Source organism: Streptomyces sp. NBC_00299 (assembly GCF_036173045.1).
In the GTDB taxonomy this organism is placed as follows: domain Bacteria; phylum Actinomycetota; class Actinomycetes; order Streptomycetales; family Streptomycetaceae; genus Streptomyces; species Streptomyces machairae.
In genome coordinates this window covers 594776-620746 of sequence record NZ_CP108039.1, presented here as the reverse complement: position 1 = coordinate 620746, position 25971 = coordinate 594776, and the positions used below count along the sequence as shown (strand labels likewise).

Below are 25971 nucleotides of genomic sequence, written 5' to 3'. Positions count from 1 at the left end.
CAGGGACCTGACGCTCACTTCTTCGGCTGCCAGTCCTCGATGTTCCACCAGGGGCCACTGGCGAAGCCGTGCTCGTGCGGTTCGAGCTGCGTGGTCAGCCCGTCCCAGCGGTCGGCGAGCACATAGAGGTGGTCGATGTGGGTGAGGAACGTGTAGCCGGGGTTCTTCACGAGCTCGCGCTGGACCGCCTCGTACGCGCCCTTGCGCTCGGCCGCGGCCTGGGTGCGGCGGCCGGTGTCCAGGGCCTTGTCCACGGCCGGACTGTCGTAGCGGGCCATGTTGTTGAAGCCGTCTCCGGCGAGGGAGGAGTGCAGCAGGGTGTAGAGGCCGAAGTCGGGGTCGCCGGTACTGCCGAAGCCGGCGAGTACCGCGTCCTTCCCCATCCGCGGTTCGATGACCTCCCAGGTTGCGCTCTCCACCGTCACCTTCATGCCGGCCTTCTTGGCGTCGGAGGCGTAGGCGAGGGCGTGGTCCTGGCGGACCTTGTCGCCGGACGGGTAGAGCAGCGTGAACGCGGCCTGCTGCGCGCCCTTGGCGCGGATGCCGTCCTTGCCGGCCTGCCAGCCCGCAGCGTCCAGAATCCGCTGGGCCTTGTCCAGGTCCTGCCCCCGCTCGATGCCCTTGGCGAACGCGGGATCGTCGACGGGAAGCGGCCCGTACGCCGGTGTGCCCGCGCCGTCGAGGATCTTGTCGACCATGGCCTCGCGGTCCACGGCGGCATCCAGGGCCTGCCGGATCGCCCGGTCGCCGGTGACCTTGCCGGCGGTCGGGAGGGTCACGGCGCGGAAGTCGTAGCTCCTCGCCTCGTACGACTTCGTGCCGTCGTCGTTCTTGAAGGTGGCGGCGAGGTTGGGCGGCAGGACCGCGCCGTCCAGGTCGCCGGAGCGCAGCCGGGTGGCGCGCACGTTGTCGTCCGTGATGACCGCCATGGTGAACGTCTTCACCTTCGGCGCGCCGCCCCAGTAGTCCGGATTGGCCTTGAAGGTGAGCTTCTCGCCCTTGCTCCAGGCGGACAGGACGTACGGGCCGGTACCGACGGGCTTGGTGTTGAAGGAGCCGGTGTTGGGGTCCTGCCCACTCGCGACATGCTCGGGGACGACGGGCAGGACCGTGCGCCCGGCGAACGGCGCGTACGGGTACTTCAGCGTGAAGACGACCTTGTCGTCACCGCTCGCCCGCACGTCCTTGACGGCGTCCAGCTCGCTGCGGGCCGTGTTGTTGGTCTTCTCGTCCAGGATCGTCCGGTAGGTGAAGACCACGTCGTCGGCCGTCAGCGGCTCGCCGTCGCTGAACTCCACGCCGTCGCGCAGGGTGTACGTGTACGTGAGGCCGTCGGCGCCGATCTCGGGGAGCGCCTTCGCGAGGGCGGGTCTGAGCTTCAGGTCGGCATCGCGGGCGAGCAGACCGTCGAAGAGCTTCGAGTTCCCGTCCTTGCCGTAGCCGAGCAGCGGGCTGAGGGTGTCCGGCTCGGAGGCCACGCCGATCACGACGGATTCGGCGGCCTTGCCGTCGCTGCCACCGCTTCCGGGTGCGGAGCAGGCGGCGACCCCGGCCAGCATTGCCGCCGCCGTCACGGCAGCACTTCGTACTCGACGGGTCGTCATGAGCGTCACACCCTTGCTGCTTGCGAAAACCTGCATCCATCTCGTTATTGCGATGAGTATGCAATAAGACTCGGGGTGCTGTGTACCAGGGGGCCGCGTGGGGGGCCAGACATGACGGAGGGCTCCCGCAAGCACGTGACGTGCGGGAGCCCTCGGGTTGGTGGGGGTCAGGTGGCGGCGGGTGCCGCGGGCAGCACGTGGTCGCCGACCTTGTCGGTGCTCAGGCACAGGGAGCAGACGACGGCGTCATGGGTCCGGCAGGCGGCCACGTCGGGCCGCTCGAACTGCTGTCGGCACACATGGCACTCGTACGTCACGCCGCTGGGGTTGCCGTCCGCGTCCAGGATCGGTTCGGCGATGCCGTCGTCGGTGCGGCGCAGGTAGTACTTGCCCCTGGTGGCCACGGCCATCAGCGGAGTGAGGGCGAAGGCGATGACGGCGGCGGCGACGGGGGAGTACGGCTGGAGGGTGTCGCCCAGCGCGTGGAAGTACATGGCGATGGAGAGCCCGGAGGCGGCGACGAAGGCGACGACACCGACCGGATTGACGGCATAGAGCATGCCGCGGCGGAACTCGGGGGCGTGCGGCGAGAGCTTCAGGAGGTACTTGTTGACGCCGATGTCGGTGGCGACGGTGACCACCCAGGCGATCGCGCAGTTCGAGTAGAAGCCCAGAATGCTGTTGAGGAAGCTGAACATGTCCGCCTCCATCAGCGCGAGCGCGAAGGCGAGGTTGACCAGGACGAAGACCATTCGGCCCGGGTAGCGCCCGGTGACGCGGGTGAAGGAGTTGGTCCAGGCTAGGGAGCCGGAGTAGGCGTTCGTCACGTTGATCTTGATCTGGCTGATCACTACCAGGACCACGGCCAGCGGGAGCACGAGCCAGGACGGCATCATCGCGTCGAAAGCGCCCTTGAACTGCTGGATCGGCTCCGGCGCGGCGGTGGGCCCTACCTCGGCGAGGATGTAGACGGCGAGGAAGACGCCGATGGCCTGCTTGAGCGCGCCCAGCACGACCCAGCCGGGACCGGCCATCACCACGGCCGTCCACCAGGCGCGCTTGTTCGCCTCGGTCTTGGGCGGCATGAAGCGCAGATAGTCGATCTGCTCGCCGATCTGCGCGATCAGCGACAGACACACGCCCGCGCCCAGCAGTACGGCGGCGGTGTTGACGCCGCCCTCGCCGTCGGTGCCGGCGTAGGCGAGGAAACGGTCGACGGTCCCCGGGTCGGTGGCGACCAGGTAGACCAGCGGGGCGACCATCAGCAGCAGCCAGATCGGGGTGGTCCACACCTGGAGCTTGCTCAGCGCCGACATGCCGTAGATCACCAGCGGGATCACCATCAGCGTCGACACCAAGTAGCCCAGCCACAGCGGCAGTCCGAGCCCCAGCTTGAGACCCTGGGCCATGATCGAGCCTTCGAGGGCGAAGAAGATGAAGGTGAAGCTGGCGAAGATGACGCTGGTGAGGACCGAGCCGAAGTAGCCGAAGCCGGAACCTCGGGTGATGAGGTCCAGGTCGATGTTGTAGCGGGCGCCGTAGTAGGCAAGCGGGAATCCGGTCACGAAGATGACGACGGCCGCGACGAGGATCGCGAGCAGCGCGTTTCCGGTGCCGTGGGCCAGACCGATGCCGGCGCCGATGGAGAAGTCGGCCATGTAGGCGATGCCGCCGAGGGCCGTGGTCGCCACGACCATCGGGGTCCAGCGGCGGTAACTGCGCGGTGCGAAGCGGAGGGTGTAGTCCTCGAGGGTCTCCTTGACGGCCTGGTCGGTACCCGGCGAGGCCTGCTGCTCGGGTCCGGGCTCGGTGACTTCTGCCAGTCGTGGCTCCGTGCTCACGCCACGCCTCCTTGCTGCGGGTTGGGGACTGCCGTGGGGGGCGCCTCGGTCCGGGAGCGGTGGGAGGGGTGGAGTCCCGCGTGACGAACGTCGGCGAGGCAGGAACGTTAGGCAGGAGTCGTTTCCCCTGAGGACTCCTTGGATGAAGGGCATGTTTCCCGCAGGGCCGGAGTGACGGCCAATGCCCTCAAGGGCCTCAAGGAGCGCGCCGGTTTCGTATCAACTCGCCTTGTGTACCGCGGCGTCCAGCAGGGGGCCGAGCTCCCGCGCGACGGTCGTCAGCGCCCGGACGTCCCGCTCCGCGCGCGCCATCAGGATCGCCCCCTCCAGCGCGCTGATCATGAGCGTCTCCCGCGTCCCCGCCGAACAGGGCGCTCTGGTGGCGATGCTGGCCGGCGACGACGCGGTGGCGGCCGTACGTCCCGTCCTCGCCCCCATGTGCCGCGAGACGTTCGACTGCGGCGGCGTACCGGGCGCCCTGCTGATGAAGTTCTCGGTCAACCTGTTCCTGATCACCCTCGTCACCGGTCTGACCGAGGCGTTCCACTTCGCAGGCCGGCACGGGCTGGACCAACGCCTGCTCCGGGACGTCCTGGACGCGGGACCGATGGCCAGCGCCGTCTCCCGGGTGAAGGGACCCAAGCTGCTGGCCCGGGACTTCGCGGTCCAGGCCGGGGCGGCGGACGTCCTCAAGAACAACCGGCTGATCGCCGAGGCCGCCCGCAAGGCAGAAGTGGCGTCGCCCCTCCTCGACGTCTGCCACGCCCTGTACGGCGAGACCGTCGCGCAGGGCCACGGCGGCGAGGACATGGTGGCCGTACTGCATGCGCTGGAGACCCGCACGGAGGGCTCCGCCGTCCCCGGCTCCCCGGACAGCAGCGCCGATCCCCGCCCCACCGTCGACAACACCACGCCATGAACGGCGAGCCGGCACCGAACCCCGCCCGCCGCACGGCCCGATCGCACACGGAGGTACGGCCATGAGCTGGACGATCGAACGGCGGGGCCGGGTGGCCGTGGTGACGATGACGACCAATCCGGTCAACGCGCAGGGCCGTGCCTTCTTCGCCGATCTGCATGAGGCGTTCGACCGGCTGGAGCGCGATCATCCGGAGTGCCCCGTCGTACTGACGGGCACCGCCGGCCGGTTCTCCGCCGGCCTGGACCTGGGCGAGCACTTCCCGCTGTTCGCAGGGGATCGGCCGGCCGTGGCGTCGTGGTTCCCGGACTACCGGGCGACGAACATGCGGCTGTTCACCTATCCGCGTCCGACAGTGGCGGCGGTGAACGGGCATGCGTTCGCCGGGGGCCTCATCACGGCGGCGGTGTGCGACTACCGGGTGTCGGTGGCACAGGGAGCAAGATTCGGGCTGAACGAGGTGCCCATCGGAATCCCGATGCCCTCGGTGTACGTGCGGATGCTCGCGTACGCATGGGGTGAACCGGTCGCGTCCCGCGCCTGTCTGCTCGGCGAGATCTTCAGCCCGGCGCAGGCACATGCGCTGGGGATGGTGCACGAACTGGCCGAGGCCGGTGAGGTGGTGGAGCGGGCGGTCGAGGTCGCCGGGACGATGCCGCAGGACTGCATCGAGCAGTACGCGTTCACCAAGCGGGCCTGCCAGGCCGCCGCGCTGCGGGACATCGCCGACCTGGCCGATCCGCTCGACGAGGAGCTGCCTGCCGGGATGACGAGCGACGCGGCGAGGCATGCGCACCGGCGGTACTGGCAGCACCTCAAGGGCGGCCCGGCTCCGTGGTGACAGGCCGCAGCGAGGACGCGTCGGACCGCGGCGCCGAGCATCTCCCGGCCTGGGTGACATGGCAGCGCAGGCCGTTCCCCGACGCCAACCTCCTCCTGCTGCACGGCCGTCGACCGGCCCTCGTCGACAGCGGATTCGTCGGCCATGCGCAGGAGACGTCCGCGTGGGTGCATGCCCGGGAGAACAGCCTCGCCATGGTCGTGAACACCCACTGGCACTCCGACCACGTCGGCGGGAACGCCCTGCTCCAGGCGGGCGGCGCGGCCATCGCAGCCGGTGCCCCGGACGCCAGGGCCCTCGCCCGCCGCGACCCCGGGTGCTGTCTGGCGGAGTACCTCGACCAGCCGGTCGCCCCCTACACCGTCGACCTGCCGCTCCACGACGGGCAGGTCCTTCGCCTGGGCGATGCCGACTGGCAGGTCGTGTCCACCCCCGGGCACACGCCGGGCCACCTGGCACTGTGGCAGCCGGAGGAGCGGCTGCTGGCCGTCGGCGACGCGCTGTCCGACTACGACGTCGGCTGGATCAACCTCGCCCTCGACGGACCCGACGCCGCTGCCCTTGCGCTCAACTCCCTACGCCGGCTGGCGGACCTCGACCCGAACGTGCTGCTGCCCGCACACGGACCGATCCCCACCGACCCCGGGTCCGCCTTCGCCACCGCACTGCGCCGCGCACAGCGCCTCGTCGACGATCCGGCCGGAGCGGTCCGGTACGGCGCCCGGAGAATCTTCGCCTTCGCCCTGATGATCCGCGACGGAGTGCCCTCCGCCGAGGCCGAGTCCTACCTGCTCGCACGAGCATGGCTGACCGACGCGGCACGACAACTGGACCGGGGGCCCGAGGACTTCGCCGCCGAACTGGTCGACTCGATGCTCCGCAGCGGTGCCGGTGCCATCGTCCTGCGCGCGGGGCGGCTCCACGCGGCGGCCGAGCACACCCCTGTCGCCGCTGCGTCCCTGCGGGCAGTACCGTTCCCGCGGGCATGGCCGAGGCAGGGCACCGTCAACGACGGGTGACCGTTTAAGGTCATCCGATGACGAGTAGCAGCGTGTCGCGGGCCCAGGTCCTCGACGGCACCCCGCCGACGGCAACTCCCGACGAATGGCAGGCCCGTCTGCGCCGGTTCGGATACGTCGGACGCCCTCGGACCGACACCCGCGAACGTCTCGTCCCGCCCTTCCCCAAGCCCTCGACCCGCATCCCGACCGAATGGCTCGCATGGCTGGGGCCGGTACTCGTCGCCGCCCTGGCCGCGGCGATCCGCCTCTGGCACCTCGGGCGTCCGCGGGACGTCGTCTTCGACGAGACCTACTACGCCAAGGACGCCTGGTCCCTGCTGCAGTTCGGCTACGAGGGCACCTGGCCGGACCGAAAGATCGCCGACCCGCAGATACTTGCGGACCCTCAGGTGATCCCGCTCTCCGACACCGGCGCCTTCGTCGCACACCCGCCGATGGGGAAGTGGGTGATAGCCGTCGGCGAGTGGATGTTCGGTCTGGACCCGTTCGGCTGGCGCTTCATGACGGCGATCCTGGGCGCGCTGTCGGTGCTGATGCTGTGCCGAATAGGTCGGCGCCTGTTCCGTTCGACGGCGCTGGGCTGCCTGGCCGGCGCGCTGCTGGCCGTGGACGGCCTGCACTACGTGATGAGCCGCACGGCACTGCTGGACCTGATCGTCATGTTCTTCGTACTGGCGGCCTTCGGAAGTCTGCTGATCGACCGCGACCACGCCCGGGCCCGACTCGCGGCCGCCCTGCCCGTCGGTGAGGACGGCCATGCCCGCCCGGACCGGCACACCGGCGAGCACGCCGGGGCGGGAGTACGTCCATGGCGGCTCGCGGCCGGCTTCTTCCTGGGGCTGGCGGCCGCGACCAAATGGAACGGCCTGTACTTCCTCGCCTTCTTCATGGTCCTGACCCTGCTGTGGGACGTCGGCTCCCGCCGCGTGGCAGGGGCTCGACACCCGTACCGGTCGGTCCTGCGCAAGGACCTCGGATGGTCGGTGCTGTCCGTCGTCCCCGTCGCCGTGGTGACGTATGTGGCCACATGGACCGGCTGGTTCCGCTCCGACCACGGCTACGCGCGCCACTGGGCCGACGGCCGTGGCGGCACCTGGTCGTGGATCCCGGCCCCACTGCGCAGCCTGTGGCACTACGAGTACGGGGTGTACCAGTTCAACGTGGGGCTGCACAGCTTCCACAAGTACGAGTCCAACCCCTGGAGTTGGCTGGTCCTCGGCCGCCCGGTGCTGTTCGACTACGAGTCGCCGAAACCCGGAACGGACGGCTGCCGCACGACGGTCGACTGCTCGCAGACGATCCTCGCCCTGGGCACGCCCCTGCTGTGGTGGACGGCGTGCTTCGCCCTTGCGTATCTGCTCTACCGGTGGGCCCTGCGCCGCGACTGGCGTGCCGGCGCGATCCTGTGCGCGGTGGGCGCCGGTTACCTGCCCTGGTTCCTGTACCAGGACCGCACGATCTTCTCCTTCTACGCGGTCGTCTTCGTGCCGTACCTGTGTCTGGCCGTGGCGATGATGCTCGGCGCGCTGCTGGGTCCGCCGGGGGCGGGCGAGACGCGCCGTACGGGGGGTGCGGTCGCGGCGGGCGCGCTGGTCCTGCTCATCGCCTGGAACTTCATCTACTTCTTCCCGATCTACAGCGGGCAGACGATCCCGTACGCCGACTGGCACGCCAGAATGTGGCTTGACACCTGGATATGAGTCCAACGGGGGTCCGCCTACCGGTCGTTCGCGAGGCGTCCCTCTCGTCACTCGCAGAGCGCCGCCTGTACGGCCGCCTTGATGTCGTCGCTCTGTGCGTCCGGACCACCCGGGCCGAGGTTCACCATGACCGTCGCCTGCCTGCCGTCGACCGTGGCACCGGCCGCCGCCTCGTATCCGGGGATGTCGCCGGTGTGCCCCCAGTAGCGGCCGCCCCAGGGCAGCGGCCTGCTCTCCAGGCCGAGGCCGTACGCCCGGCCGTCCGAGTTGCCGGTCGGGCGCGTCCTCGTCATCTCCCGTAGCTGCGCCGGGTGCAGCAGCTTGCCGCGCAGGAGAGCGGCCAGGAATCGGTTGACGTCCCCGCCGCTGGAGATCATCTCCCCGGCCGGGCCCCCGACCGACGGATTGATCGCGGTGATGTCCCTGAGCGGCGCGTCCTCGCCAGGCCGCACGTAACCGCGCGGATGCGGTCCGGGGATCTCCGAGACGTCACCCGGCACGTACGTCTCGCGCAGACCGAGCGGCGTGATGATGCGCCGGCGGATCTCCTCGCCGTACGTGCGGCCGGTCACCCGCTCGATGATCATGCCGGCCAGGAAGTAGCCCGTATTGGAGTAGCGCCAGCCCTTGCCCGGTTCGAAGGTCGGGGGGTGGTCGAGCGCGATGTTCACGAGGTCACGCATGTCGCGGTGGGCCAAGGGGTCGTTGAGGATCTCCTGTGGGCTCAGGTGGTCCAGGATGTCGGGGACGCCGCTGGTGTGCTGGAGCAGCTGCCGGACGGTCATCTTCCGTCCGTCGTTGCCGTGTCCGCGGACCACGCCGGGCAGGTAGCGCTCCACCGGTGCGTCGAGGACGACGCGATGCTCTCCCACCAACTGGAGCATGGCCGTCGCCAGGAACATCTTGGTCATGCTGCCGATCCGGAACCTGCTGTCCCGGTGTACCGGCGCTTTCGTCCTCACGTCCGCGACACCGCTGGTCAGCACCGTGCGGCCGGTGCGGTTCCGCATTTCGACGAGCGCTCCGGGACCGCCGTCGACCGTGGTGAGGCGGTGGAGGATCGCGCGCAGCCGGGCGTGGTCGGTTGTCCGGGCGGACTTGGCGGCGGCGACCGTGGCGCTGGCGCTGTGCCGTTGCCCATCGTCTCCGATCGGTGAGGCCACCGCGACTCCGGCCGCCACGGCCAGCGTGAGTAAGCCGCCGATCGCACGATTCCGCTTGGTCACGTGTGCTTCCCCTGACTGTGAGAGCCGTCGTGTCAGGGAGCGCCGTGTGCCCCGCCTCCCTGTCCCCGTTTCCTGTCCCACGATGGCCGCGGAGGGCGGGGAAGCGCGATGGGGGGATCAACCGGACCGGTGGTGGGGTTAACCCCCTGCTGCCCCGCCCTGACGGTGCCTAGGGCATCGCAGATGGATGGAGGTCGGAGTGAAGGGGTGTGAGGTCCGCCGCCCGGAGCACGTCCCGGGTTCGTGAACGCTGGATCTTGCCGCTGGTGGTCCGGGGGACGCTCATCGGTCCGACGATGACGACCTGGACGGCCAGCCGCAGTTCGCGGGCAAGGCGTTCTCTGATGACCCCGGCGAGAGCCGCGGGACTGCGGCCGTTGAGGTGGAGGGGGCGGATTTCCTGGACCAGGACGATACGTTCGTGACCAGCGTCGTCGGCCAGGGCGAACGCGGCACACGGGCCGGTGGCGGGGTCGGACGCCTCGCTGACGCTCTCGATGTCCTGGGGGTGGATGTTGCGGCCGTTGGCGATGATCAGGTCCTTGGCGCGACCGGTGACGTACAGTTCGCCGTCCTGGAAGAAGCCGAGGTCTCCGGTCCGCAGGTACGGCCCGTCGCCGTCGGCGGTGACGGCGGCGAAGTGCTCGGCGGTGGCCTGCGGATCGTTGAGGTAGCCCTCGGCGACACTCTCACCACGTACCCAGACCTCGCCCACCTGCCCGTCCTTGACCGGCCCCGACGTGGCGGGGCCGACGATGCGGACGTCGGCGCCCGCGGGAGCGCCGCAGCTGACGAGGTCGACGCCGTCCGGGTCGGGCACGGCGTGTCCGGCCTCCAGCGCGTCCCGGCAGAAGCGCCCCATGGTCGGTCCGCTGCCGCAGGGGGTGCCGGTGACCATGAGCGTGGCCTCGGCCAGGCCGTAGCTCGGCGCCCAGACGCGCGGGCTGAAGCCGATGGGGGCGAGCCGGCGGGCGAACGCATTCAGTACGTCGGCGCGGACGGGCTCGGCGCCGTTCAGCGCGAACCGCAGACAGTCGACGTTCAGGTCCGCGTCCAGATCGGTGAGTTGGCTGTCCTTGATGCTTCGCAGCAGCCAGTCGTAGCCGAAATTCGGGGCGAAGGTGTAGTAGGCCCGGTACCGACTGATCATCTGGAGCCAGAGCAGAGGGTGGGCGATGAAGGAGACCGGGGAGGAGAAGACGAGGTTGCCGCAGCTCACGAGCGGACTGAGCAGCATGCCGACCAGGCCCATGTCGTGGTAGTGCGGCAGCCAGCCGGCGCCGGTGGGGGACGGGTCGTGGCGCAGTTCGTCCAGGACTTCGTCGGGGGCGAGCTTCTCCCTGATCGACAACAGGTTGTGCAGCAGGTTCCGGTGGTTGATGACGACGCCGCGCGGCTCGCTCGTCGAGCCGGACGTGTACTGGATGTAGGCGGTCGCGGTGAGTTCCAGGGCGGCGGGGGACCACGTCCCCGGGTCCGGCAGCGCGGTGCCGTCGGTCGCGACGCACTCGGCGGGCGCGACCAGATCCATGCCGGCGAGCCAGTAGCCGAGCCGGGGCTGGTGGGCGGCGTCGCTGAGGACCAGGCCGACATCCGCGTCACGGATGATGCCCTCGGCCCGTTCCAGGGCGCGCCGGTCGGTGTCCGGCAGCGGGGCGGGGATGGCGACCCGACCCGAGTACAGGCAACCGAGGAAGACCGCATAGAACTCCAGACCCGCCGGGTACATCAGCAGGACGCGCGCGCACCGGGCGGCGTACGGTCGGCCAGCCATGCCCCCACGGCACGTGCCCGGGCGTCGAGTTGGGTGTATCCGAGGCGTTCCACCTCGACGAGTTCACCGCGGACGCTGTCCACGCGCGCGTACCAGCGGGTGTCGCCGAGGAGCCACATCTTCTCGCGCAGGAACCGGACGAGTTCACTCATCGCCGGCCCCGATCCGCCACACCCGGCCGCTCCGCAAGGGCCTCCTCGACATGGCCGACCACGGCTCCGACCGTATGCAGTTCCCAGGCGACCTCGTCGGGGATGCGTACTCCGAACCGCTCCTCTGCGACGACGGTCATCCGCACCAGGACGAGCGAATCGAGGCCGAGGTCGGCGATGAACGCGGTCTGTTCGTCGACCTGTTCGGGGTCGACGCCGCCGAACTCGGCGAGCATTGCCTTGACCTCGGCGAGGATCTCGGAGCGTTTCACCGGGCGGCTCCCTGCTGCACCTTTTGCGGTACGTCCCAGGCGACGGGCAGGACGCTGAGGCCGCGCTCGAACATGCTGGGCCGCCACCGCGGCATACCGTCCGGCCGCAGGCCCGGCAGCCGGCGCAGGACGGTGCTGACGGCGGCCTCTGCCGTCATCCGGCCGATGTGGGCGCCCAGGCAGTAGTGCGCGCCGTGGCCGAAGGCGAGATGGCCCGGCGTGGGGCGGCTCAGGTCGAGACGGTCGGGGTCGGGGAAGCGCGCGGGGTCCCGGTTGGCCGCGCCGATGCACAGGAACAGGGACTCGTCCGCCGGGACGGTCACATCGCCGAACTCGACGGGTTCCAGGGTGCCCCGCCAACTGGTGAAGGGCAACGGGCTCTCGTAGCGCAGCAGTTCGCCCATGCCGGTCGCGAGGAGGGCGGGATCGTCGCGGAGCGCGGCGAGTTGGCCGGGGTGGGCGAGCAGGGAGTGCAGGCTGTTGCCGACGCTGTTGATGCTGGGGCCTGGCCGGCGACGAGCATCATCATCACCAGGCCGTGCAATTCGTCCTCGCTGATCAGACCGTCCTGGTCGCGGGCCCGGACCAGCAGCGAGATCAGGTCGTCGCCCAGGGAGCGACGCTTCTCGGCGACGGCCCCGCGGACGAACGCGTCGACCTCGTGGGCGAGCGCCTCGACGTAGGGGACGTCGTTGTTCCACTCGGCGGTACGCCAGATCATCGCCCGCAGGTGGTTCATGCGGGGCGGGGTGGCGCCGAGGACGGAGAAGAGCACGTTGCCGCCGAGCGGATAGGCCACCGCTGCCATCAGGTCGCCGCGGCCCCGCTCCACGATCCGGTCGATCCGGGCGTCCACGAGACGCTGCACCCGAGAGCGCCACTGCTCCTGCCGGGCGGGCGTGAAGAACGGCCGCATGATCGCCCGCAGTTCGGCGTGCCGCGGGTCGTCGCTGTCCAGCAGATGCACGAACAGCCGCTCCCGCAGTTCGGACGGCCAGTGCCGCAGCCACATCAGGCCGGCGGGGATCCGCTTGCTGTCGCAGGTCACGCGTGGGTCGGTGTGAGCGGTACGGACGTCGTCGTAGCGGGTCAGCAGCCAGCCGGGTCCGTCCGGGCTGAGGACCCGGCTCAACGGCCGGTGCTCGCGCAGCCAGTGCAGTGTGGGGTACGGGTCGTGGTGGAACGCCTCGGTGAACGGGGCCGGCAGACCGCCGGGAAGCTCCTCGGGCGGCCAGCCGGACGGGTACGCGCGGGCCGCCCCGACCCTGGGCCTCGGCTGCGCCGGGACGTACGCGGCGGCGGCCGGGGAGGGCGGTGCGGACCGCGCCACGGACACGCCCTGGAGGCGGCTGGTGCGCAGCATCGGGTAGTTGAGCTCGGCGAACCTGTCGCCGCTCAGCCCCGGCCCGCCGTGGTTGGACAGGAACGGAACCCCCGCGAGGTGCGAGTCGTTCACCCTCAGCTGGCCGCACGAGCGGACGTCCCGCACGAACCGGTCGATGACCTCCGGGCTCTGTGCCCACAGGGAGTTGCGCAGGCCGGCCAGATCCACGATCCCGCCGGGCAGCCGGCACCCCAGGCCCACGATCGCGAACGCCATCCCCACACCCCATCCCTGAACCCTGCGCAGTCGGGACGGCAGGTCAAAGGGCGGCGCCGCCAACGGCTCCGTCCCTCGCGATCAGTCCCGAGTCATCATCACCACCAGTAGAGTTGATGTCACCCTGAGTAGTCATCACTCACACGGCTGAAAAAGGATCATGCCGGGGAGCGGAACTCGGGCGTCCGCTCCCCGGCAGATCGCTCCCGGTCTCAGGACGCGGAAAGTTCCTCACGGACCGTGCGGGCCGCGGCGACCAGGTTCTCCAGGGAGGCGCGCGTCTCGGGCCAGCCGCGGGTCTTCAGACCGCAGTCGGGGTTGACCCAGAGCCGTTCGGCGGGGATGGCTTCAAGTCCCTTGCGCAGCAGGGCCGCTGCCTCCTCGGTGCTCGGTACGCGGGGGGAGTGGATGTCGTAGACGCCGGGTCCCGCCTCGCGCGGGTAGCCGTGTTCGGCCAGTTCGCGGGCCACCTGCATGTGCGAGCGGGCGGCTTCCAGGCTGATGACGTCGGCGTCGAGGTCGTCGATGGCCTGGACGATGTCGCCGAACTCGGCGTAGCACATGTGGGTGTGGATCTGCGTGTCCGGGCGTACGCCGCTGGTGGTGAGGCGGAAGGATTCCGTGGCCCAGTCCAGGTAGGCCGGGTGGTCGGCGGCGGCGCGCAGCGGCAGCGTCTCGCGCAGCGCGGGCTCGTCGACCTGGATGACCGAAGTGCCCGCGGCCTCCAGGTCGTTGACCTCGTCGCGCAGGGCGAGCGCGACCTGGCGGGCCGTGTCGCCGAGCGGCTGGTCGTCGCGGACGAAGGACCAGGCGAGCATGGTGACCGGGCCGGTGAGCATGCCCTTGACCGGACGGGAGGTGAGGGACTGGGCGTACTGGGTCCAGCGCACCGTCATCGGCTCGGGGCGGGAGATGTCGCCGGCCAGGATCGGCGGACGGACGTAACGGGTGCCGTAGGACTGGACCCAGCCGTGCTGCGTGGCGAGGTAGCCGGTGAGCTGCTCGGCGAAGTACTGGACCATGTCGTTGCGTTCGGCCTCGCCGTGCACGAGGACGTCGATCCCTGTCTTCTCCTGGAAGGAGATGACCTCCTGGATCTCGGCCTTGATGCGCTCCTCGTACCCTGCGGCGTCGATGCGCCCGCCGCGCAGATCGGCGCGTGCGGTGCGCAGTTCGCCGGTCTGCGGGAAGGAGCCGATGGTGGTGGTCGGCAGCAGCGGCAGGCGGAGCTGGGCGCGCTGTGCGGCGGCCCGTTCGCCGTACGGCTGTGAGCGGCGGGTGTCCGCGTCGGTGACCGCCGCCGCCCTGGACCGGACGGCCGGGTCGCGGGTGATCGGCGAGCCGGCGCGGGACGTCAGATCGGCCCGGTTGGCGGCGAGTTCGGCGGCGATGGTGTCGGTGCCCTGCGCGAGGCCCTTGGCGAGGGTGATGATCTCGGCGGTCTTCTGCCTCGCGAAGGCCAGCCAGCGCAGGACCTGTGGCTCGATGTCCCGCTCCAGGCCCGTGTCCAGGGGCACATGGAGCAGTGAGCAGGAGGCGGCCACGTCGACCCGGTCGGCCAGCCCGAGCAGGGTGCCCAGGGTGGACAGGGACTTCTCCAGGTCGTTGACCCAGATGTTGCGGCCGTTGACCACGCCGGCGACCAGGCGCTTGCCGGGCAGTCCGCCGACGGCGGCGAGCGCGTCGAGGTTGGCGGCGGCGGACTCGGTGAAGTCCAGTGCCAGCCCGTCGACGGGGGCCTTCGCCAGCACCGGCAGGGCGTCGCCGAGCCGGTCGAAGTACGAGGCAACCAGCAGCTTCGGGCGGTCGGTGAGGGCACCCAGATCGCGGTAGGCGCGCTCGGCGGCGTTCAGCTCGGCCGGGGTGCGGTCCTGCACGAGTGCGGGCTCATCGAGCTGTGCCCACTCGGCGCCGGCCGCGCGCAGGTCGGCGAGAACCTCGGCGTACACCGGCAACAGACGGTCCAGGAGCGTCAGCGGCTCGAAGGCGGCGGGCGCACCGGGGGCGGGCTTGGCGAGCAGCAGGTAGGTGACCGGGCCGACCAGGACGGGGCGGGCGGTCAGGCCCAGCGCCAGGGCCTCCTTCAGCTCGGCGACCTGCTTGGCCGAGTCGGCCGTGAAGACGGTGTCCGGGCCCAACTCCGGGACCAGGTAGTGGTAGTTCGTGTCGAACCACTTCGTCATCTCCAGCGGTGCCACGTCCTGCGTGCCGCGGGCCATGGCGAAGTAGCCGTCGACTGTGTCGGCCGTGACGGCGTCCCGGTGCCGCTCTGGGATCGCGCCGACCATGACGGTGGTGTCCAGGACGTGGTCGTAGTACGAGAAGTCGCCCGTCGGGACCTCGTGGATGCCGGCGTCGGCCAGCTGACGCCAGTTGGCGGCGCGCAGTTCGGCGGCCGTGGTGCGCAGGGCGTCGGGCGTGACGCGGCCCTTCCAGTAGCCCTCGATCGCCTTCTTCAGTTCCCGGTTCGGGCCCTGGCGGGGGTAGCCGTACACGGTGGCCCGTGCTGCCGCGGCTGCGGACTTCGTGGTCACGGAGATCTCCTTCGCGAGATGAATCCCTGGGGTCCCGGGGACGGGACGAGAGCGCGAAGGGGTGACGAACCCGACGGTCGGAGCGTGCGCGGATGGGCACGGTCGTCCGCCTGGTATGTACGCCGACCGCCCTCGAGGTCACCGGGATGTCCGCGCACGAGGTGTCCGCGCGCGGGCAGTTGGCAGGTCTTCGGACTCGCGGGCACGTCCTCCTGACCGGAGGACATCTACTGGCCGTCGCTTCCCAGGCCCCGTTCGTCGGGCCCAGTGCGGATGACGGCGGTCGTTCCCACTCACCGCTGCGGGGCAGTCCCGGATTCCCACCGGGTTCCCTCTTGCGACGCATCCCACCTGGAGGGCGGGGCGAACCAGCTGCACCGGCCAGCCTACGGGGTGGCACCGCGGAGGGACGGACGGCGTCCGTCATTCGGATGGTGAAATGGGACACCCGAGTGCCGGAGTGCCCCGAGCTCCCCGAGTGCCGGGAGTTCCCTGAGATCTCCGAGTGCCGGGAGTTCCCTGAGATCCCCGAGCTCCCCGAGCGTGCCTGGGCTCGCAACGCCACAGGGCGGGAAGCGCGCCGCATCCGCGCTTCCCGCCCTTCCCCTGTGTCCGCCGCGCGGGAACCCTCACTCCCGGCGGCGACGCGGGCCCCTCGGCCCGCGTCGTACCAGGCCCTCAGTCCTGGTCGTAGACGTGGAACCCGCGGCCGGTCTTCCGGCCGAGCAGTCCCGCCTCCACCATCCGCTGGAGCAGCGGGGGAGGGGCGTAGAGGGGTTCCCTGAACTCGTCGTAGAGCGACTCGGCGATCGAGGCGACCGTGTCCAGCCCGATCAGGTCTGCCAGTTTCAGTGGGCCCATGGGGTGGGCGCAGCCCAGCTCCATGCCCGTGTCGATGTCGGCGGCGGTGGCGAAACCGGACTCCGCCATCCGGACCGCGGACAGCAGGTACGGGATGAGCAGGGCGTTGACGACGAAGCCTGCCCGGTCCTGGGAGCGGATGACGGTCTTGCCGAGCGCGCGGACCGCGAAGTCCTCGACGGCGGCGACGGTCGTCCCCGACGTGTGCAGCGAGGTCACGACCTCCACCAGGGGCAGCACCGGCACCGGGTTGAAGAAGTGCAGGCCCACGACCCGGTCGGCCCGGCCGGTCGCCATGCCGAGCCGCATGACGGGGAGTGAGGAGGTGTTGGTCGCCAGCACCGCCTCCGGGTCCTCGACGATCTTGTCGAGCGTGGCGAAGACTCCGGCCTTGGCGGCCGGGTTCTCGACGACCGCCTCGACGACGAGCTGCCGGTCGGCGAGATCGTCCAGGCTGCCGCTGAAGACCATGCGGGCGAGGGCGTCCCGCGCCGCGGCCTCCTCCAGCTTGCCGCGGCGCACCGCGCGGTCGAGTGATGCCGCCACCCGCTCCCGTGCCGCGCGGGCCGCGAGCGCGTCCACTTCGCAGACCACGGTGTCGAGCCCGGCCCGTGCGCACATCTCGGCGATCCCGGCCCCCATCTGCCCGCCGCCGACCACCCCGACGCGCCGGATGCCCCCGCTCACGCGCCGGCCTTCGTCCGCTTCACGAGGTGCCGGGTGTACGCGTCCGGGGTGAAGAACTGGGGCAACTCGCCTGCCAGCGCCATGCGTTCGAACAGGGCGCGGATCTCGTCGACGGGCGCCCACGGGTACTCGGCGCCGAGCGCGGCGACCTCGTCGTCGAGCAGCCGCAGCACCGTCTCCCGGTCGACGACCCGGTGCCGGAGCCACTGCCAGATCTGCACGCGGGCGATCTCGGCGGTGGCCGCGTCCTCCATCAGGCCGTACAGGGCGACGGCGCCCTGCCCGCGCAGCCAGGCGGCGAAGTAGCGCAGCGCGACGGCGATGTTGCTGCGGACACCCTCCGCGGTCGGCGGCCCGCTGATCCTTCGCACCGACAGCAGGTCGGCCGCGGTCACCTCGACGTCGTCGCGGGTACGGTCGAGTTGGTGGGGCCGTTCGCCGAGGACACCGTCGAAGACCTCGCGGCAGGCGGGGACCAGCCCGGGGTGAGCCACCCAGGAGCCGTCGAAGCCGTCCTCCGCCTCGCGCTCCTTGTCGAGCCGGACCTTGGCGAGCGCGGCCTCGTTCGTGTCCGGGTCCTTGCCGGGCACGTGGGCGGCCATGCCGCCGATGGCGTGCGCGCCGCGACGGTGGCAGGTGCGCACGAGGAGTTCGGTGTACGCCCGCATGAAGGGGGCGCTCATCGTCACCTTGGCCCGGTCGGGGAGGAGGAAGTCGGTGCGGTGACCGAAGGTCTTGATCAGGCTGAACAGGTAGTCCCAGCGACCCGCGTTGAGTCCCGCGCTGTGCTCACGCAGTTCGTAGAGGATCTCCTCCATCTCGAACGCGGCGGTGATCGTCTCGATGAGGACCGTGGCGCGGATCGTGCCGCGTGGGATACCGAGCAGTTCCTGGGCGAGGACGAAGACGTCGTTCCACAGACGTGCCTCGTAGCGGTTCTCCAGCTTCGGCAGGTAGAAGTACGGACCGTACCCGGCGTCGATCTGGCGCTGGGCGCAGTGGAAGAAGTACAGGCCGAAGTCGACCAGGGCGGCGGGCACGGGCCGCCCGTCCGACTCCAGGTGCTCCTCGTCGAGATGCCAGCCGCGCGGGCGGACCATGACGGTGGCGAGCCGGTCGCTCTCGCCGAGCCGGTATTCCGTGCCCTCCGCCGTGGTGAAGTCGAAACGGCGCTCGACGGCGTCGAGCAGGTTGAGCTGGCCGCCGATGACGTTGTCCCAGAGGGGAGCGGTGGCGTCCTCGAAGTCCGCCATCCAGACCTCGGCGCCGGAGTTGAGCGCGTTGACCGCCATCCGGCGGTCCGGCGGGCCGGTGATCTCGACGCGGCGGTCGGTCAGGCCGGGTGCGGGCGGTGCGACGCGCCAGGCCGGGTCGGCGCGGACGGCGGAGGTGACCAGGGGGAAGCCGAGCGGTGAGCCCGACGCCAGCCGCAGCGCCAGCCTGCGGCGCTCCTTCATGAGTTCCCGGCGGCGTTCGCCGAACTCCGCAGCGAGCCGGCCCACGAAGTCGAGGGCGGCAGGCGTGAGGATCTCGTCGTGACGGTGGCCCGGACCGGCGAGGACGCGGACATGGTGGGTCAGTGCGGTGGTGGACATCGGGTCTCCTGAGGGGTGGGAGCGGAGGGGCTGGACGGGGACGGACGCCCGCCCCTCCGCTCGACAAGTGCGGCCCGGCGGCCTAGTGGAACTGCTCTTCCTCCGTGGACCCGGCCAGCGCGGTCGTGGACGACGCGGGATTGACCGCCGTCGACACCAGGTCGAAGTACCCCGTACCGACCTCGCGCTGGTGCTTGACGGCGGTGAAACCGTGGGCCTGCGCGGCGAACTCCTTCTCCTGCAGGTCGACGTAGGCGGTCATGCCGTGCTCGGCGTAGCCACGGGCGAGGTCGAACATGCCGTGGTTCAGGGAGTGGAAGCCGGCCAGCGTGATGAACTGGAACTTGTAGCCCATCGCGCCCAGTTCACGCTGGAACTTGGCGATCTGGTCGTCGTCCAGCGCGGCCTTCCAGTTGAAGGACGGCGAGCAGTTGTACGCCAGCATCCGGTCCGGGTACCGGGCGTGGATCGCCTCGGCGAACTCGCGGGCCTGCTCCAGATCCGGGGTGCCCGTCTCCACCCAGATCAGATCGGCGTACGGCGCGTAGGCCAGACCGCGTGCGATGACCGGCGCCATGCCGCCCCGCACCCGGTAGAAGCCCTCCGCCGTCCGCTCGCCGGTGACGAACTCGGCGTCGCGCTCGTCGACATCACTGGTGAGGAGGTTGGCGGCGAGAGCGTCGGTGCGGGCGACGATGACGGTCGGCACGTCGGCGATGTCCGCCGCCAGACGGGCCGCGTTGAGGGTGCGGATGTGCTGCGAGGTCGGGACGAGGACCTTGCCGCCGAGGTGGCCGCACTTCTTCTCGGAGGCGAGCTGGTCCTCGTAGTGGATGCCGGCCGCGCCCGCCGCGATCATCGCCTTGGTCAGCTCGAATGCGTTGAGCGGGCCGCCGAAGCCGGCCTCCGCGTCGGCCACGATCGGCGCCAGCCAGTCCGTGGTGTCGCCCGCGCCCTCCGCGGTGGCGATCTGGTCGGCGCGCAGCAGCGCGTTGTTGATCCGACGCACCACCTGCGGAACGGAGTTGGCCGGGTAGAGGCTCTGGTCGGGGTAGGTGTGCCCGGCCTGGTTGGCGTCGGCGGCGACCTGCCAGCCGGACAGGTAGATCGCCTGGAGGCCGGCCTTGACCTGCTGCACCGCCTGCCCCCGGTCAGCGCGCCGAGCGCGTGGATGTAGTCCTGCTCGTGCAGTTGACGCCACAGCCGCTCGGCCCCGCGCCGGGCCAGCGTCTGCTCCTCGCGGACACTGCCGGACAGCCGTACGACGTCCTCGGCGCTGTAGGTGCGCTCGATGCCCTGCCACCTAGGGTCGGTGGCCCAGCGCCGTGCGAGCTCCTCGGCCGCCTGCGTCCTCGCCTCTGCCATGACTGTCACCGTCTCCTCGGTCTGTTGCGTCTGCCAATCGTGTGCTGCGCTCCGCACGAGTGGCACTGCGTGTCTCATCAAGAGGTGCGGCCCGCCGTCACCCCGAAGGGCGAAGGTGAGCAATGCTGCCGGTACGGGCTGCCGTCCTGCCGGGATCTCCGACGTCAGGGCATGAATCGCGCCCCGGTTCCGGGCGGAGCCTGCCGGGTCCGGTGGGCCGCACTCACACTCTGGCACTGGCACTCAGTGCCGCCAACCATGGAAGCCTGCCAAGCTTTGCGAATCTTCTGGCCGCTGTTTGCCAACTTTGCGAAGGACGCGAGGTGCTCTGGCCGGCGTACCCTGACCTGGTCTCAGCCGGTCCCTGACATGGAGGAACGCACGCGGTGAGCAAGACCTATGCGGGGGCACGGCTGCGCAGGCTCCGTGAGGAGCGCCGGATGAGCCAGGCCGAACTGGCCCGGGTCCTCGCCATCTCGCCCAGCTATCTGAACCAGATGGAGCACGACTCCCGCCCGCTCACCGTCCCCGTCCTGCTCCGGCTGACCGAGACCTTCGGACTGGACCCGAACTTCTTCTCCGAGCGCGACACGACCCGTCTGGTGGCCGACCTGCGCGAGGCGCTCACCGGTGAGATCGCCGAAGCCCGCGTCTCCCCGTCCGACCTCGCCGAACTCGCCTCCCGCATGCCCGCGGTCGCGCGGGTCCTCCTCGACCTGGGCCGCCGCAACCAGCTCCTGTCCGAGCGGCTCGCGGGAGCGGCCGACGGCCGGGACACCGCCGTCGAGACACCGCGCTCACCCCACGAGGAGATCCGGGACTTCTTCTACCGCCGCCAGAACTACCTGCACGACACCGACCTCGCGGCCGAACGCCTCGCCGACGAGATCGGCATCCGGCCCGGCGAGGTCGTCGGCGCCCTCACGGCGAGACTGGCCGACGCGCACGACGTCCGCCCGGCCGCAGGGACCGGCGACCGGCTGCACCACTTCGACGCGGCGACCCGCACCCTCCACCTGTCGACCCGCCTGCGCCCCGGCCAGCGAGCGTTCCGCATGGCCACGCAACTGGCGCTCCTCGAATACGGCGACGTCGACCGTCAGGCCGCCGAGGACTTTCCGCCCGGCTCACCCGCCCACGCCCTGGCCCGCATCGGCATCGCCAACTACTTCGCGGCCGCGCTGATCCTGCCGTACACCGCCTTCCACACGGCGGCCGAGGAGTTCCGCTACGACATCGAGCGCCTCACCGACCGCTACGGCCTCGGCTATGAGACCGTCTGCCACCGCCTGAGCACCCTCCAACGACCCCGACTGCGCGGTGTGCCCTTCTCCTTCGTGCGTGTCGACCGTGCCGGGAACATGTCCAAACGCCAGTCGGCCACCGGCTTCCACTTCTCCCGGGCCGGCGGCACCTGCCCCTTGTGGAACGTCTACGAGGCGTTCGCCGCCCCCGGTCGCATCCACGTTCAGATCGCCGAAATGCCGGACGGGCAGCGCTACTTGTGGACCGCCCGCGCTGTCACCCGGCACCGAGGCGGCTGGGGCGAGCCCGGCAGGACGTATGCCATCGGGCTCGGCTGCGAGATCCGCCACGCCCACCGCCTCGTCTACTCCGACGGCCTCGATCTCACCAACGCCTCCGCGGCGACCCCGATCGGGATGGGCTGCCGCGTCTGCGAGCGTCTCGACTGTCCTCAGCGGGCGGCTCCTCCGCTGGGCAGGGCACTCGCCGTCGACGAGCACAGCAGCACGTTCGTGCCGTATCCGGTCGAGGCTGAGAACGACAGGCGGGCGTGACCGGCCCGGGCGTTGCCGTTCAGCCGGCAGGAGGAGCCGTACCGGGTGATGCGGCCGACGGCCTCCTCGATGCCGGGGACGACGACGCTTGCGTCAGGGGTGGGGCAGCCTGGGACCGGGCGGGGTGACGAGGGCTCAGGAAGACGACGATGCCCGTGCCGTCGGGGGAGGGGTGGGTGGCCTGCGTCCAGCCGTGGCGGCGGTAGAAGGACATGGCTCGCCCCGACCGGACGGAGGTGAGCAGCCAGGAGCGGCCTTCGGGGGCGTCCGCGGTGACCGCTTCCAGCAGGTCGGCGGCGAGGCCGGTGCCCCGGGTGGCGCCGCGGACGGCGAGTTCGTCCACCTCGCGGGCCCCGCACAGCCAGTCGACGCTGCGGTCGGGGCCGAGCCCGGCGGCGGCCTGCGGGTAGCAGCGGTCGGTGGGGAGGGGGTTGGGGGTGGTCCAGGCGGTGGCGAAGCCGAGGGCCTCCTGGCCGGCGAGGGCGAGCGCGGCGGTGAAACCGGGACGGCGGACGTCCAGCGTGAGCCGCTTGGCGAACTCGACCGCGTATTCCTCGCCCTCGTTCCATGGTGGGCCACTGAAGGCGTCGAGATAGACGGCGCGCAGCGCGGCGGAGTGGGCGAGGAGATCGGCGCCCTTGAAGACCCGGACGACAGGGTTCATCAGGCGGCCACCGCCTTGGCGATGGCCGCCACAGGGTGCAGGGCCGCGTACTCAAGCGGCGCCGACGGATCGATCGACACGTCCAGCGGGGCCGGTCCGGCTCCGGCACGCACGAGGAGGTCGCCGACGGCGGCGATCATCGCGCCGTTGTCCGTGCACAACCGCAGGGGCGGCACGCGCAGTTTGACACCCGCGGCGCGGCAGCGCTCCTCGGCCAGGGAACGGACACGGGAGTTCGCGGCAACCCCGCCGACCACGACCAGGGTGCCCACACCATGCTCGACGCAGGCCGCCACCGCCTTGCGGGTCAGTACGTCGGCGATGGCCTCCTGCAGCGACGCCGCGCCGCCGGCGACGGGCAGTTCAGGGCCCGCGTGCCCCTCCGCCCACCGCGCGGCAGCCGTCTTCAGCCCGGAGAAGGAGAAGTCGTACGGTTCGTCGCGCGGGCCGGTCAGCGGGCGCGGGAAGGGGACAGCGCGCGGATCCCCCACGCGCGCTGCCCGGTCGATGGCCGGACCGCCCGGATACGGCAGCCCGAAAACCCGCGCCACCTTGTCGAAGCACTCCCCGGCCGCGTCGTCGAGGGTGTCGCCGAGATGGACGATCGGATCGCGGGCCAGGTCGCGGACGAGGAGCAGCGAAGTGTGGCCGCCCGAGACGATCAGCACCATGCAGGGATCGGGCAACGGCCCGTGTTCCAGGGTGTCGGCGGCGACATGGCCGGCGAGGTGGTGCACGCCGTACAGGGGGACACCGAGCGCGTACGCGATGCCCTTCGCCCCGGCCAGCCCCACCTGGAGCGCGCCCGACAGGCCCGGTCCGGTGGTGACGGCGACCGCGCCGATGTCGCAGAGCCGCAACCCGGCACCGTCCAGGGCCTGCTGGACCACCGGTCGTACCGCATGCACATGGGCGCGGGCGGCGATCTCGGGCACGACACCGCCGTAGCGGGCGTGTTCGTCCATGCTCGACGCGATGGCATGGCCGAGCAGCCGGCCGTCCTGGACGAGACCCGCGCCCGTCTCGTCGCAGGACGACTCGATGCCCAGCACGATCGGAGATGCCTTGCGCCCCATACCGGATCACCCCTTTCTGCGCGACTAATGCTATTGCAAGCAATGTGCAATAAGGAAATCCTGACGCGGGCTTTGCCGCCCCTGCGTTGTTCTTGCAAGTGATGGGCAGAAGCCTGGGCCGCGCGGCTGAGAACAGCCATCCGACCAGCAGTAAGGCCCCCACCTCCATGACTTCCTCGTGGCACCGCATCGTTACGTCCATGACCCGCAAGGAGTGGGCGAACCTCGGCGGAATGGCCGCGTTCATCCTGGTGCTCCACGTCATCGGCTGGTTCACACTCGTGGTGGTCGTCGCCCCCGAGCACTACAGCCTGGGCAGCAAGACCTTCGGTATCGGCATCGGCGTCACCGCCTACACCCTCGGCATGCGGCACGCCTTCGACGCCGACCACATCGCCGCCATCGACAACACCACCCGCAAGCTGATGAGCGAGGGGCAGCGGCCACTGTCGGTGGGCTTCTGGTTCTCCCTCGGCCACTCCTCGATCGTCTTCGCCCTCGCCCTCCTGCTCTCCCTGGGCGTCAAGGCGTTGGCCGACCCGGTGCAGAACGACGACTCGGCGCTGCACAGCGTGACGGGCTGGATCGGTACGACGGTCTCGGGGACGTTCCTCTACCTCATCGCGGTCATCAACATCGTGATCATGGCCGGCGTCTGGAAGGTCTTCCGGCGGATGCGCACCGGCCACTTCGACGAGGCCGCCCTCGAAGACCAGCTCAACAACCGGGGCTTCATGAACCGCCTCCTCGTCCGCCTGATCAAGTCGATCACCAAGCCCTGGCAGATGTATCCCCTGGGCATGCTCTTCGGCCTCGGCTTCGACACCGCGACCGAGATCGCACTCCTCGTCCTCGCCGGCTCGGGCGCGGCATCCGGGCTGCCGTGGTACGCCATCCTGTGCCTGCCGCTCCTGTTCGCGGCCGGCATGTCGCTGCTCGACACCATCGACGGCTCGTTCATGAACTTCGCCTACGGCTGGGCGTTCTCCAAGCCGGTCCGCAAGGTCTACTACAACCTCACCATCACGGGCCTGTCGGTCGCCGTCGCCCTCATCATCGGCACTGTCGAGCTGCTGGGCCTGATCGCCGAGCAGGCGGACCTGCACGGCCCGTTCTGGGACTGGGTGTCCGGCCTCGACCTGAACGTCATCGGTTACGTCATCGTCGGCCTGTTCTTCGCCACGTGGGCGTTGGCCCTGGTGGTGTGGAAGGCCGGCCGCATCGAGGAGAAGTGGACGGCCGGCCTGGCGCCGCCCGCGCAACCGGGCTCGGGCAGCAGTGACACCGCGCTGCGACACGGCCCAGGTCCTAGGCCCAACGCCTGATCGAAAAGTTGTCGCTCTTACTGTTAACGTGCAGCTGCATATCATTCGCAATAATGTCGGAGGACGTTGGACATGGCGGTTTACACGCTCCCGGAGCTTCCGTACGACTACGCGTCGCTCGCCCCGGTCATCAGCCCCGAGATCATCGAACTGCACCACGACAAGCACCACGCGGCGTACGTGAAGGGCGCGAACGACACGCTGGAGCAGCTCGCCGAGGCGCGGGACAAGGAGTCGTGGGGCTCGATCAACGGCCTGGAGAAGAATCTGGCCTTCCATCTCTCCGGCCACATCCTGCACTCGATCTACTGGCACAACATGACGGGCGAGGGCGGCGGCGAGCCGCTGGAGAAGGACGGCGTGGGCGAACTCGCGGACGCCATCGCAGAGTCCTTCGGGTCCTTCGCGAACTTCAAGGCCCAGCTTTCCAAGGCGTCGGCCACGACCCAGGGTTCCGGCTGGGGTGTGCTCGCCTACGAGCCACTCAGCGGCCGCCTCATCGTCGAGCAGGTCTACGACCACCAGGGCAACATCGGCCAGGGTTCGACGCCGATCCTGGTGTTCGACGCCTGGGAGCACGCCTTCTACCTCCAGTACCGGAACCAGAAGGTCGACTTCATCGAGGCCATGTGGCAGGTCGTCAACTGGCAGGACGTGGCCAAGCGTTACGCCGCCGCCAAGGAGCGCGGCAACAGTCTGCTTCTCGCGCCGTGACGCCGTAACACGCCGCGGATGTCCTGCTCGTGATCGTCTTCTCAACCTTCACCGGCAGGCAGCACGATGAAGGGCTCCCACAAGAACATGACTTGTGGGAGCCCTTCGCAATCTCGTGGCGCTGGCTCGTGACGCTCTGCCCTACGGCGCACCCGAGCTCTGCGGCCTCGGCCCCTCCGGGGCGACGGTCTCCCCCGGAATCACCCGAGGCGCCCCCGGAGCGTCCTCGTCCTTCATCGCCCTGGCCTCGGACTTGAGGATGCGCGCCGACTTGCCCGCCGAACGGGCGAGTTCGGGAAGCTTCTTCGCGCAGAGGACGGCGATGACGACGAGGAGGATGATCACGAGTTCGCTCAGTCCGAACATGAGGTTCCCGTCCTTCTGGTGAGCTGGGTGACGT

General features: G+C 70.3%; 20 protein-coding genes, 3 pseudogenes and 1 riboswitch. Of the genes and pseudogenes, 7 read left to right on the top strand and 16 right to left on the bottom strand.

The window, feature by feature from the left end:
* Window positions 1-14: 14 nt before the first annotated feature.
* The 3 genes and pseudogenes from OHT51_RS02950 to OHT51_RS02940 form a co-directional block, all read right to left on the bottom strand.
* Window positions 15-1604, bottom strand: coding sequence for an ABC transporter substrate-binding protein (locus OHT51_RS02950; protein WP_328877285.1), 1590 nt, complete (start codon window positions 1602-1604; stop codon window positions 15-17).
* A 167-nt stretch (window positions 1605-1771) separates the two neighbouring features.
* Window positions 1772-3445 carry a purine-cytosine permease family protein gene (locus OHT51_RS02945; RefSeq protein WP_443052385.1) on the bottom strand — a complete coding sequence of 558 codons (1674 nt, stop codon included), beginning with the start codon at window positions 3443-3445 and terminating at the stop codon, window positions 1772-1774.
* A 219-nt stretch (window positions 3446-3664) separates the two neighbouring features.
* Window positions 3665-3793, bottom strand: a pseudogene (locus OHT51_RS02940) (TetR/AcrR family transcriptional regulator); the annotation flags it as partial.
* On the opposite strand from OHT51_RS02940, the pseudogene OHT51_RS02935 reads away from it, so the two are divergent.
* The 4 genes and pseudogenes from OHT51_RS02935 to OHT51_RS02920 form a co-directional block, all read left to right on the top strand.
* Window positions 3786-4364, top strand: a pseudogene (locus tag OHT51_RS02935) (NAD(P)-dependent oxidoreductase); the annotation flags it as partial. The pseudogenes OHT51_RS02940 and OHT51_RS02935 overlap by 8 nt on opposite strands.
* Before the next feature lie 61 nt (window positions 4365-4425).
* Complete coding sequence (locus tag OHT51_RS02930) at window positions 4426-5205, top strand: enoyl-CoA hydratase/isomerase family protein (protein WP_328877284.1); 780 nt, start codon at window positions 4426-4428, stop codon at window positions 5203-5205.
* Window positions 5199-6224, top strand: a complete 1026-nt coding sequence (locus OHT51_RS02925; protein ID WP_328877283.1) for an MBL fold metallo-hydrolase — start codon at window positions 5199-5201, stop codon at window positions 6222-6224. The genes OHT51_RS02930 and OHT51_RS02925 overlap by 7 nt, the downstream gene beginning before the upstream one ends.
* 17 nt (window positions 6225-6241) lie before the next feature.
* Window positions 6242-7927 carry a dolichyl-phosphate-mannose--protein mannosyltransferase gene (locus OHT51_RS02920; protein WP_328877282.1) on the top strand — a complete coding sequence of 562 codons (1686 nt, stop codon included), beginning with the start codon at window positions 6242-6244 and terminating at the stop codon, window positions 7925-7927.
* Between the two features lie 47 nt (window positions 7928-7974).
* On the opposite strand, the gene OHT51_RS02915 is transcribed toward OHT51_RS02920, so the two are convergent.
* The 10 genes and pseudogenes from OHT51_RS02915 to aceA form a co-directional block, all read right to left on the bottom strand.
* Window positions 7975-9153, bottom strand: coding sequence for a serine hydrolase domain-containing protein (locus OHT51_RS02915; protein ID WP_328877281.1), 1179 nt, complete (start codon window positions 9151-9153; stop codon window positions 7975-7977).
* A gap of 169 nt (window positions 9154-9322) precedes the next feature.
* Window positions 9323-10927 (bottom strand): fatty acyl-AMP ligase, encoded by a 1605-nt coding sequence (locus OHT51_RS02910; protein ID WP_328877280.1) that lies wholly within the window; start codon window positions 10925-10927, stop codon window positions 9323-9325.
* Entirely contained in the window at window positions 10882-11079 is a 198-nt protein-coding gene (locus OHT51_RS02905) for a hypothetical protein (RefSeq protein WP_328877279.1), read from the bottom strand. Before OHT51_RS02905 ends, OHT51_RS02910 begins: the two co-directional genes overlap by 46 nt.
* Window positions 11076-11351, bottom strand: coding sequence for an acyl carrier protein (locus tag OHT51_RS02900; RefSeq protein ID WP_328877278.1), 276 nt, complete (start codon window positions 11349-11351; stop codon window positions 11076-11078). The genes OHT51_RS02905 and OHT51_RS02900 overlap by 4 nt, the downstream gene beginning before the upstream one ends.
* A complete protein-coding gene (locus OHT51_RS02895) occupies window positions 11348-11725 on the bottom strand; it encodes a cytochrome P450 (RefSeq protein WP_328877277.1) in 378 nt (125 codons plus the stop codon). The genes OHT51_RS02900 and OHT51_RS02895 overlap by 4 nt, the downstream gene beginning before the upstream one ends.
* A complete protein-coding gene (locus OHT51_RS02890; RefSeq protein ID WP_328877276.1) occupies window positions 11671-12951 on the bottom strand; it encodes a hypothetical protein in 1281 nt (426 codons plus the stop codon). Before OHT51_RS02890 ends, OHT51_RS02895 begins: the two co-directional genes overlap by 55 nt.
* Before the next feature lie 212 nt (window positions 12952-13163).
* Complete coding sequence (gene metE, locus OHT51_RS02885; protein WP_328877275.1) at window positions 13164-15485, bottom strand: 5-methyltetrahydropteroyltriglutamate--homocysteine S-methyltransferase; 2322 nt, start codon at window positions 15483-15485, stop codon at window positions 13164-13166.
* Between the two features lie 176 nt (window positions 15486-15661).
* Window positions 15662-15860: riboswitch (cobalamin riboswitch) on the bottom strand.
* Window positions 15861-16163: 303 nt separating this feature from the next.
* Window positions 16164-17033: a 3-hydroxybutyryl-CoA dehydrogenase gene (locus tag OHT51_RS02880; RefSeq protein ID WP_328877274.1), complete on the bottom strand. Its 870-nt coding sequence runs from the start codon at window positions 17031-17033 to the stop codon at window positions 16164-16166.
* A complete protein-coding gene (gene aceB / locus OHT51_RS02875; protein ID WP_328877273.1) occupies window positions 17030-18628 on the bottom strand; it encodes a malate synthase A in 1599 nt (532 codons plus the stop codon). The genes OHT51_RS02880 and aceB overlap by 4 nt, the downstream gene beginning before the upstream one ends.
* Before the next feature lie 82 nt (window positions 18629-18710).
* A pseudogene (aceA, locus tag OHT51_RS02870) lies at window positions 18711-19993 on the bottom strand (isocitrate lyase).
* A gap of 386 nt (window positions 19994-20379) precedes the next feature.
* Here aceA and OHT51_RS02865 point away from each other — a divergent pair.
* Entirely contained in the window at window positions 20380-21792 is a 1413-nt protein-coding gene (locus tag OHT51_RS02865; protein WP_328877272.1) for a short-chain fatty acyl-CoA regulator family protein, read from the top strand.
* A 19-nt stretch (window positions 21793-21811) separates the two neighbouring features.
* Here the strand turns inward: OHT51_RS02865 and OHT51_RS02860 are convergent, their stop codons facing one another.
* Together OHT51_RS02860 and tsaD are read right to left on the bottom strand one after the other, a co-directional pair.
* The gene (locus OHT51_RS02860) at window positions 21812-22456 is read right to left on the bottom strand and encodes a GNAT family N-acetyltransferase (RefSeq protein WP_328877271.1); all 645 of its coding nucleotides are present in this window, start codon (window positions 22454-22456) and stop codon (window positions 21812-21814) included.
* Window positions 22456-23532 carry a tRNA (adenosine(37)-N6)-threonylcarbamoyltransferase complex transferase subunit TsaD gene (gene tsaD / locus OHT51_RS02855; RefSeq protein WP_328877270.1) on the bottom strand — a complete coding sequence of 359 codons (1077 nt, stop codon included), beginning with the start codon at window positions 23530-23532 and terminating at the stop codon, window positions 22456-22458. Before tsaD ends, OHT51_RS02860 begins: the two co-directional genes overlap by 1 nt.
* Window positions 23533-23732: 200 nt before the next feature.
* On the opposite strand from tsaD, the gene OHT51_RS02850 reads away from it, so the two are divergent.
* Together OHT51_RS02850 and OHT51_RS02845 are read left to right on the top strand one after the other, a co-directional pair.
* Complete coding sequence (locus OHT51_RS02850; protein WP_328877269.1) at window positions 23733-24857, top strand: HoxN/HupN/NixA family nickel/cobalt transporter; 1125 nt, start codon at window positions 23733-23735, stop codon at window positions 24855-24857.
* A 72-nt stretch (window positions 24858-24929) separates the two neighbouring features.
* Entirely contained in the window at window positions 24930-25571 is a 642-nt protein-coding gene (locus OHT51_RS02845) for a superoxide dismutase (protein ID WP_328877268.1), read from the top strand.
* A 141-nt stretch (window positions 25572-25712) separates the two neighbouring features.
* Here the strand turns inward: OHT51_RS02845 and OHT51_RS02840 are convergent, their stop codons facing one another.
* Complete coding sequence (locus OHT51_RS02840; RefSeq protein ID WP_328877267.1) at window positions 25713-25937, bottom strand: twin-arginine translocase TatA/TatE family subunit; 225 nt, start codon at window positions 25935-25937, stop codon at window positions 25713-25715.
* Window positions 25938-25971: the final 34 nt, after the last annotated feature.

Bases quoted from the DNA above. Each gene is read 5' to 3' on its own strand.
- OHT51_RS02910 (WP_328877280.1), bottom strand. From the start codon at position 10,927: ATGGCTGGCCGACCGTACGCCGCCCGGTGCGCGCGCGTCCTGCTGATG.
- aceB (WP_328877273.1), bottom strand. From the start codon at position 18,628: ATGTCCACCACCGCACTGACCCACCATGTCCGCGTCCTCGCCGGTCCG.
- OHT51_RS02840 (WP_328877267.1), bottom strand. From the start codon at position 25,937: ATGTTCGGACTGAGCGAACTCGTGATCATCCTCCTCGTCGTCATCGCC.
- OHT51_RS02905 (WP_328877279.1), bottom strand. From the start codon at position 11,079: ATGAGTGAACTCGTCCGGTTCCTGCGCGAGAAGATGTGGCTCCTCGGC.
- OHT51_RS02860 (WP_328877271.1), bottom strand. From the start codon at position 22,456: ATGAACCCTGTCGTCCGGGTCTTCAAGGGCGCCGATCTCCTCGCCCAC.
- OHT51_RS02890 (WP_328877276.1), bottom strand. From the start codon at position 12,951: ATGGCGTTCGCGATCGTGGGCCTGGGGTGCCGGCTGCCCGGCGGGATC.
- OHT51_RS02845 (WP_328877268.1), top strand. From the start codon at position 24,930: ATGGCGGTTTACACGCTCCCGGAGCTTCCGTACGACTACGCGTCGCTC.
- OHT51_RS02850 (WP_328877269.1), top strand. From the start codon at position 23,733: ATGACCCGCAAGGAGTGGGCGAACCTCGGCGGAATGGCCGCGTTCATC.
- tsaD (WP_328877270.1), bottom strand. From the start codon at position 23,532: ATGGGGCGCAAGGCATCTCCGATCGTGCTGGGCATCGAGTCGTCCTGC.
- OHT51_RS02950 (WP_328877285.1), bottom strand. From the start codon at position 1,604: ATGACGACCCGTCGAGTACGAAGTGCTGCCGTGACGGCGGCGGCAATG.
- OHT51_RS02930 (WP_328877284.1), top strand. From the start codon at position 4,426: ATGAGCTGGACGATCGAACGGCGGGGCCGGGTGGCCGTGGTGACGATG.
- OHT51_RS02920 (WP_328877282.1), top strand. From the start codon at position 6,242: ATGACGAGTAGCAGCGTGTCGCGGGCCCAGGTCCTCGACGGCACCCCG.